The organism is Deinococcus sp., from assembly GCF_018260405.1.
Lineage (GTDB): Bacteria > Deinococcota > Deinococci > Deinococcales > Deinococcaceae > Deinococcus.
In genome coordinates, this window is sequence record NZ_JAGLBG010000093.1 from 1 (window position 1) to 8,322 (window position 8,322).

Genomic DNA, 8,322 nt, shown 5'->3' on the forward strand with positions numbered 1-8,322 from the left:
TGATGGAAATGGGCGAGTCACTCCGTGAACTCCTGCGGTTGGGCGTTAAAGCAGCCTGAAAGGTTCCGAACTACTGTGTAGCCAAGAGCTCCTTAAACAACCTTGGCCCTCTTCGCCTGATCTTTCTGGCCCTGCGCCGTCCACAAGCAGGCGTACTTGCTGGCGCAGCCCGTATTCCTGGGCCAAACGGCCCCATGTGGTGCTTGGCTTATCTGGCCGCGCCATAATCGGGATATGAAGCGTTCGGTAAACTTCCTGCTGGTCTTATTGCCCTTCGTGCTGGCGTCTAGTGCGGCGCAGAATCGGGCCCCGGCCCACCCACAGCAGGACCGGAAATGAGCCTCAGGCCCCTGCGCTCCATGCTGTATGTGCCCGGCGACAAGCCCAGAGCCATCGAAAAGGCGCTGGGGCTGCGGCCCGACGCGGTTATTCTGGATCTGGAAGATGCCGTGGCCCCGGAACACAAGGCCGTGGCGCGGCAAAATGTCAGGGAGGCTCTCAGGCAGCCCTGGACTTGCCCGGTGCTGGTACGGGTCAATGGCTTAGGAACCCTCTGGGAAAACGACGACCGGGAAATGGCCTTGCTTGCCGGGGTGGACGGACTGGTGGTTCCCAAAGTTGAAACGGCGCAGAGCGTGCGCGAGTTGCAGGTGCGTGTTCCCCTGTGGGCCATGATCGAGACGCCCACGGGGGTGCTCGGCGCGGCCAGTATTGCCGCCGTGAACGGCGTGGCGGGCCTGCTGGTTGGAGCCAACGACCTGGCGCGGGCGCTGCGAACCCAGCCGCACCCCGAGCGCTTGCCGCTGCTGGGCGCCCTTTCAGGCGTAGTGCTGGCGGCGCGGGCGGCGGGAAAGATACCTGTGGACGCTGTTTTTAATGATGTGCGTGACTCCGGGGGCTTTGCCCGTGAGTGCGCCCAGGGCCGGATGCTTGGCTTTGCGGGCAAAACAGTTATTCATCCTGATCAGATTGGTGCCGCTAACGCTGCGTTTGGGGCGTCAGCTGCGGTCGCCGCAGAGGCCCAGGCCCTGCTGGACGCCTGGAAGGCCGCCCGCGCCGAGGGCAAAAGTGTGGGCACGTACAAGGGGGCCCTGATTGAACAGATGCACGCGGACGAGGCCGCCGAGATTCTGGAACTCTGGGAGCTGGACCGCTCAGGCGAGTGAAGCCGCCCGCCCCCCCAGCCTGGCGCATCCTGGGGTATACGGACTCCGCTTACAGTTCTGTGTACCCGGAGAAAGCGCCCGAATCCGCTCTGCTTCGCAGCTTTGCAAGTCCGCTCGGGGCGGTGACCTGGCCACACCCGGCAGCTCCCTAACTGTTCTGGCAACTGTTGTGGTTTAGAAGGGGTGGGTTAGCCTTCGGTACTGACTCCGGGGCGGGTGATCCACTGGGGTTCAGGCTGAATGTCCTCGCTGGGGGCTTTTCCCGCTTCCAGGCCAGTGGCGCTGGCCGTTTGCAGGGGGGTGAGTTGCATCCCCTGGGCGCACTCGATCTGACAGGCGAGGCGGGCGCTGCCCAGCAGGTCCTTTTCGGTCAGCTTGTCGAATTCCGCAATCGTCATGGTGCCGGGTTCGCCTGCCTGAAAAGACACCCGGCAGGTCGTGCAGCGGGCCACCCCGCCGCAGCGGTGCAAGATGTCCACGCCGCCGCGTTCCAGCGCCAGTACCAGCCGTTCGCCCGCCTGGGCCTGAATGTCGCCGTAGCCTTCAACCTTAAGCGTTACCGGGGTGTTCTGAGTCATGTCCCAGGATGGCACAGGCCTGGGTTGGGCGTGTTAATCCAGCAGGGTCGAGCCGCTTTCGCCGCTGATCCATACGCGGCCTTTGCCCTGGCGTTTGCCGCGCAGCAGGGCCTTGTCGGCGCGGGCCAGCAGTTCCTCGGCGCTTGGCTGGGCTTCGGTGGCGCGGAAAGCCAGCCCCGCCGTGGCTCCTAGCCGGTGCTCGATGCCCTCGATCCGTACAGACTGCTGGAGGCCGTGAATAATCCCCTCGGCCCGCAGGCGCACAGTTTCCCGCGTCGCGCCCTGGATAATCAGCGCGAACTCGTCGCCTCCCAGACGACTTAGGATGTCTCCGTCGCGCACCGCTGCTTTAAGGCGCTGCGCGATGAGCCGGAGAACCTCGTCGCCACGGGCGTGGCCAAAGGTATCGTTGACCGTCTTGAAGCCGTCGAGGTCCAGAATGACCACCCCGAGTTCCTGCTCCGTCTGCGGCGCGAGCAGTTCCCGCAGGTGGGCCAGAAAGCTGGCGCGGTTTTGTAGCCCGGTCAGTGCGTCGGTCGTCGCCTGATGTTGCAGGGCGCTCATGGGGCGCGTGGCCTGAAACGCCAGCGGCCAGGACAGGGCGGCGCTCAGGAGGGTCAGCAGAAAGACAAAGTAAAGCTGCTGAGTGCGCAGTTTATTCAGCTCGCCAGTAAAGTCGCTCTCAGGCGCGTAGATCCCAATGATCCAGTGCTGGCTGGGCTGCAACTGAAACTGCCGCAGGACGGCGGCGTAGCGCTGGCCTCCGACCATAAACTGCCGCAGATCATTCTGGTTATTGACCATCGGCGGTAGCCTGTCGCGGTGGCCCAGGAGGGCTTGCAAAGCTGGATCGGCCACTTCCGAGAGCCGTGGAACGTGGCCGTGGACCTGCACCGGCCAGGCCCGTGACGCGGCCAGGGCGTACCCGTCCGAATCGGTGATAAAGGCCCGGCCCCCCGGACTTAGCTGCACGCCCTGCAAAAACCTGGTTAGGCCCCGCAGTTGCACGTCCATGGCGATCACGGCCTGCTGCTGGTCAGCGGCGGTGGTCAGCCGTGTGGTGGCGGCCACGGTCAGGCCCGGCAGCTGTGATGAGGCAGAAATATAAGGTCCGGTCCAGCTGATCTGGCCTGCCGCCTGCACCGCCGAACGAAACCAGGGGCGCTGCGCCGGGTCGAAGGTGTTCTGAACCACCCGGCGTTTGAGGACCTCGCCTGCCTGGCCTAACAGGGTTTCGGTCACGCGGCGCTGGGGCTGCCGGCTGATCTGTTGGACAAGCAGGTGGGGACCGTCGCGGCGTACCAGGGTAAAGTCGCCGTTTTTCTGGCCGACCATCGCGCCGTCGAGTTGCGGAACAGCATTTACGATGGCCTGCAAGGTCTGCTGAAGCTGGGCCGGGTGGTTTACGCTGACCTGGCCGCTTTGCAGCACGCTCTGATTAATTTTGACCATCGTCGCGGCGGTGTTCAGATAGCCACGGGTACTGTCAGTGGCAACCCGGATCATCTGTTCCAGGGACGTTCGAGTTTGCAGCCGCACGATACGTTCATTGTTGGTGCGGTTGACCCACAGCAGCCCCAGCAGCGTCAGCAGGTTGGTCAGGAGCAGCGCCAGCAGCGTCAGGAAGCGCGACCATGAAAAGGCCCGCAAGGCTTCCCGCGTGGTCCAGACGGCTGGCCTGCGTCCGCCCTGGCCTGTGCTGGGAACAGGCGGCGTCATAGCTTAGGTGCGCCTATAAACGGCTTTTTGGCCCGCGACACTATGCAGACCCACCAGACGGGAACATGGAAAGACCTGCTGTCTGGGGTCGCTCGAAGGGTTGGCCTAGATGTCATTAACAAGGGATGGTCCGTAGCACTGTGATACTCACGCGGTCAGTACGGAGCATAGCAAACTGGACAGGATGCCGGAGCGCGCGGCCAGTGCCCGGTCGCAGACCTGCGGTCGCAGGTGGAATCAGTGCCCTATATGAATCAGTGCCCTATATAGCGCCAAGCCGCCACATCCAGCAGACCGCGCGGCGTCAGCTTGAGCGCCGGAATAACGCTGAGGCCCAGGAAGCTCAGGGTCGTGACGGGATAGGGGAGGGTGCAGCCCAGGCCCCGCAGCGCCACCGTGATGTTTTCCAGGGCGGCGGCGGCCTGCTCTGGCGGCTGGTCGGTCATTAGTCCGGCGTAGGGCAGCGGCAACGAGGCCAGCAATTTGCCCCCCGCGACCACCACGACCCCACCGCCCAGCGCCTGTAGAAAGTGCCCCGCCTGCCGGATATCGTCGTCTGTACCGCCTAGAAAGGCCGCGTTGTGGGCATCGTGCAAAATGCTGATGCCCAGGGTGCCGCCGCGCAGTCCGGTGCCGCTGGTCCAGCAGCTGGCCTGTGCGCCGCGCCCATAGCGGTCGGCTGCCACCAGTTTTGCGTCGCCCGTGCCCGCTGGGGCCTGTTCTGTGGTGATCTGGTCGGGAAAAACGCGCATAACCGGCCACCCAGCGGGCACGTCAAACGCCGCCTGTGACCACCCGGCCCCCAGATTCACGCCGCCGCCTTCAGGTGTGGGCGTCTGTTGCCCCGCCCGGCCTTCTTGCCCGGCCACGAAGGTCTCTAACACGCGGAAATCGGTGAGGTTGTCCAGCAGAACGAAGTCGGCGTGATAGCCCGGCGCGACCAGCCCGAGGTCGTGCAGGCCCCAGTATTCCGCCGGGTTGCAAGTCACCAGGGCCAGCGCGTCGAGCGGGTGCAGGCCGCCTGCCACACACATCCTGAGCAGCCGGTCAAGGTGGCCTAGCGCAAGCAACTCGTTGACGCTCACGTCGTCGCTCACCAGCATGGCGCGGCGGGGGCGCTCCCGCAGCACCGGCAGCAGCGCCTCTAGGTTGCGGGCCGCCGAACCTTCGCGCACCATCAGCCACAGGCCCGCTCGCAGGCGGGTGCGGGCTTCCTCTGGCGTGGTCGCCTCGTGATCCGAGTGCAGGCCCGCCGCCGCGTAGGCCAGCAGGTCGCGTCCGCTGACGCCCGAGGCGTGGCCGTCGAGCCGCCTGCCTGTTTTTCTACCAGCTTCCAGAATGGTCCATACGCCGGGGTCGCCCCCCAGCACGCCCGGATAATTCATCATCTCGGCCAGCCCCAGCACGCCCGGTACCTCAAGCAGCCGGGCAATGTCGGCGGCGTCCAGGGTGGCCCCGCCTTCCTCAAACTGGCTGGCTGGCACGCACGACGGCACCGACCCGAAGACCCGCAGCCCCGAGCCTGCTCCGGCCCGCAGCATCCATTCCAGGCCCGCCGCGCCCAGCACATTCACGATTTCGTGCGGCTCGGCCACCACCGAGGTCGTGCCGTGGGGCAATACTGCCGCTGCAAAAGCCGCCGGGGTCAGTAGGCTTGACTCGATATGAATATGCGCGTCCATAAAGCCAGGAGCCAGATAGGCGCCTCTGGCGTCCACGGTTCGGGCGGCCTGGTATCCCGGCCCAAAGGCGGCGATGCGGCTCCCGGCAATAACCACATCGGCCTCAAACATCTCGCGGCTGGCGGGCTGCATAACCTGTGCGCCGCGCACCAGCAGGTCGCCGGGTTCCTGTCCACGGGCCACGCGCATCAGTCGCTGGCGGGCGGCCAGGGTGTTTGTGGGGTCGCTCCCTGCACTGGGTGGCTGTGACATGTCCCATCTTAGAGCATTTTGCAAAAGGGTGGTGCTCTTTTGACCATCTTTTTGCCGAGTGGAACGACTGAAAAAAAAGAGCAGGACGTAGAATGAAGGGGCCAGTTATTTTCCTTTGAAGCGCTTCAGGCCCTCGCCGCGTTCTTCCAGCGCCTGGCGAAACAGTGCCTGCTGATAGTTCCGGGCGTCGTTGAGTGCCTTGGCCGGTTTACTGGCCGCGCCTTTAAGCTGTGACTTGGGAAATTCGGCGCTGGCCGGGCTGGGGCCGCCGAAGCGCCGCGCCCGGAACATACCGGGGTGCTCCTCGAACACCGCGATGACCGTGTCGGGCAGGGCCGCCAGATGCCGCTGAAACTCCCGCTCCTGAAGCACCTCGGGTTGTGAGGCCGCGCCGCCCAGCCGGGTCAGCAGGCGGTCGATCAGCTCGAAGACCTGCGCGGCGTAGCCCTCGACCTCTTCACGGGTGGGCAGGTAGCCCCGGTGAATGACCCTGTTGCGAAAGTCGCTGCCCAGCGCCCTGGCACTCAGAAATTCCGGCTCCTGGCCCTCGCGCAGCAGGTAGGCCAGCGCGAACATGCCTATCTGCCGCTCGGACTGGCTGACCACATGTTTCCAGGTTGCCTCGAAAGTCTGCGCCACCTCCCCGAACTCGCGGCCCGAACCAGCGGAGCGTTCCAGCACAAAAGCCCGCACATAAAATTCCAAAAAGCGCTCCAGCGAGGCGGCAAAACTGGCAACGGCCTCCCGCGCGTAGCCGTCCATCAGGGCGCGGGTGCCCAGGTCGAACAGGACCTCGAACTTGTGCTTACGCAGCAGCACGCAGTACCGCGCCCCGCAGCGGCTGCACGTCAGGTCGTGAATGCTGCTGTCGGCAAATTCCGCCCGGTTTTCCCAGTGGCAGGTAGGGCAGGGGGCCGGAAAGTACATGGGTTCAGTCTATAGGCCCCCGCCTCTAGGCCGAGCTGTCTGCCCCTTCCTGGGTGCCGCTCTGCCCAAGAAGCGGTCAGGCCCCATCCTGGGTGCCGTTCTGCCCAAGGAGACGCTCTGCCCAAGAAAGAGCCGATTGCAAGTCCATACCGCACAATCCGTATTGTCCTTGCCTCCGCTCGGACTGAGTCCAAAACGGCCCGGTTCAATCGGCAGTCGGCATCAACACGCTTTTAGGGAAGGGCGGCACGCTGCGGCGCGATCACGTAGCTCAGGCCACCGCTGTGCGTGAGCCACAGCTTCTCGAAGGCGGCGCGGGGGTAAGTGCGGCGCACGCTGGCGTTGCTGGGCGCGGCGGGGTCATTGAGCACCGGGTTGCCCGCCCTGTCGAAGCCGACCAGCACCATCAGGTGACCGTCGCTATAAGAGATCGGTGCGCCCGGCAGTTCGCCCTTTTTCCAGCCCAGGCTGACACCCAGCGGAAACCCGGCGGCAGTGTAGTGCTCTGCGGCGGCGAGGTTCGGCAGGCGCGTCACGAAGGCCCGCAGGCCCTGTTCGCCCGCGTAGGCGGTGTTAAAGGGCCAGTTACCGGTGCCGTCGTAAGCCTGATCGTACAGGCCGTGGGCCACCTGCGGCACAGTCTGGTTCACTCCGTAGTGCGCCAGGATCATGCTCACGCTGGTCGGACTGCACCAGACCTCGCCACCGCCGGGGTAAATCATCTGCGAGCGTTGCGGCACGTCATTGACCTTGCCCCAGTTTTGCGGGTCGCCCGGCTGCCCCAGTCCGGCGGCGCGGTTCCCACGCAAGCTGGTGCTTATGCCGATCAGGCGCACGCGGGTGTCGGGGCCGCGCAGGGTCACGCGGTACTGAAAGGCGCTGGCCTTGGCATTCAGGCGCAGTGTATCGGTGCGGATCTCTCCCTGCGCGTCTTTCTGCCCGTTCTGACTGGTGCGGCCCTCGGCGGCGCTCCAGCGGCCAAATGAGTACCACTGCGTCCAGCCTGTCCCAGTTTGCGCCCGGACCTCCACGCCCACACTGCCCGCCTTGCCCGTCTGGGTGTTCCATGACGGCACCAGTTCGTCGAAGGCCGGAACACTCACGGGCTGGCTGGTTAGGGTGCCGACCTGCTGGCCGGGAGCCAGTTTCAGGCTATCGCCGCCCAGTTGCAGGCCGCCAAGCTGGGCACCGGCAAAGTCGCCCGCCTTTTCGTGAATGGTCGTGGTGCTGCCGGGGTAGGTCATGGTCAAGGCTCCTGCGCTGCCAGCCAGGGCCAGCACCGCGCCGATGAGAGAAAAACCGTTAAGAGAAAAAAAGAGGCGCATGAATAGCCCGACTATGCCGCGCTACAGGCCCGGAGTGGTGAGGACTTCCCCGAGCCTGACAGCCCCGTACCGTGGTTTTATACGCACCCGGCTGGACTATTACAGCAGCTGCGGCGTTGTGGCGGCGCTGGGCTGGGGCCTGCCCTGCATAAACAGAAACGCTTCGGGCAGCGCCTCGCGCCAGGTGACCCAGTTGTGCCCGCTGGGATATTCGCGGTACTGGTGCGGCAAAAACCGGTCGGCCAGCAGCGCGGCCATGCGGCGGTTCGGCCCGGCAAGCCACTCTAGAACGCCGGTGTCCAGGCTGATTTTCAGGTGGGCAGGTGGCGTTTTTTCCAGTTCGCCGCGCAGCCACTCGCCCGCCGTGGTCGTGTCGATGACGCCGCTGGGGTACGTTGCGCCGGGCCGGGCAATGAACGCCCCGCTGTGGCTGACCACGCGGCTGAACAGCTCCGGGTGGCGGCTGCCCAGATACAGCGAAATCAGCCCGCCGAGGCTTGCGCCCCACAGCCCGCGCTCGGAAACGGCTGCCAGCGGGCCTTCTACCCGTGGAAACACCTCGCGCTGCAAAAATTCGAGGTAGCGGTCATTTAGGTAATACTCTTCGTTGCGGTCGCCGGGTTCCACGAACACCAGCACCGCGCCCGTGGCAAGTCCGGCCTGCATGGCCCGG

General features: G+C 65.1%; 7 protein-coding genes. 1 reads left to right on the top strand and 6 read right to left on the bottom strand.

Translation table 11 applies throughout. The features are described from left to right. The first annotated feature begins 335 nt into the window (after positions 1-335). On the top strand, positions 336-1,166 hold the full coding sequence (locus tag QZ269_RS10780) for a CoA ester lyase (RefSeq protein WP_291426713.1): 831 nt from the start codon (positions 336-338) through the stop codon (positions 1,164-1,166). A 188-nt stretch (positions 1,167-1,354) separates the two neighbouring features. On the opposite strand, the gene QZ269_RS10785 is transcribed toward QZ269_RS10780, so the two are convergent. The 6 genes from QZ269_RS10785 to QZ269_RS10810 all read right to left on the bottom strand — a co-directional run. Then, on the bottom strand, positions 1,355-1,744 hold the full coding sequence (locus tag QZ269_RS10785; protein WP_291426714.1) for a 2Fe-2S iron-sulfur cluster-binding protein: 390 nt from the start codon (positions 1,742-1,744) through the stop codon (positions 1,355-1,357). 33 nt (positions 1,745-1,777) lie between these two features. After that, the gene (locus QZ269_RS10790) at positions 1,778-3,463 is read right to left on the bottom strand and encodes a diguanylate cyclase (RefSeq protein WP_291426715.1); all 1,686 of its coding nucleotides are present in this window, start codon (positions 3,461-3,463) and stop codon (positions 1,778-1,780) included. A 254-nt stretch (positions 3,464-3,717) separates the two neighbouring features. Further along, positions 3,718-5,397 carry an adenine deaminase gene (locus tag QZ269_RS10795; protein ID WP_291426716.1) on the bottom strand — a complete coding sequence of 560 codons (1,680 nt, stop codon included), beginning with the start codon at positions 5,395-5,397 and terminating at the stop codon, positions 3,718-3,720. 105 nt (positions 5,398-5,502) lie between these two features. After that, complete coding sequence (locus QZ269_RS10800; RefSeq protein ID WP_291426717.1) at positions 5,503-6,324, bottom strand: hypothetical protein; 822 nt, start codon at positions 6,322-6,324, stop codon at positions 5,503-5,505. 233 nt (positions 6,325-6,557) lie between these two features. Further along, positions 6,558-7,649, bottom strand: a complete 1,092-nt coding sequence (locus QZ269_RS10805) for a peptidase C39 family protein (protein ID WP_291426718.1) — start codon at positions 7,647-7,649, stop codon at positions 6,558-6,560. 99 nt (positions 7,650-7,748) lie between these two features. Then, the coding region (locus QZ269_RS10810; protein WP_291426719.1) for an alpha/beta hydrolase-fold protein at positions 7,749-8,322 on the bottom strand (574 nt) is incomplete at its 5' end.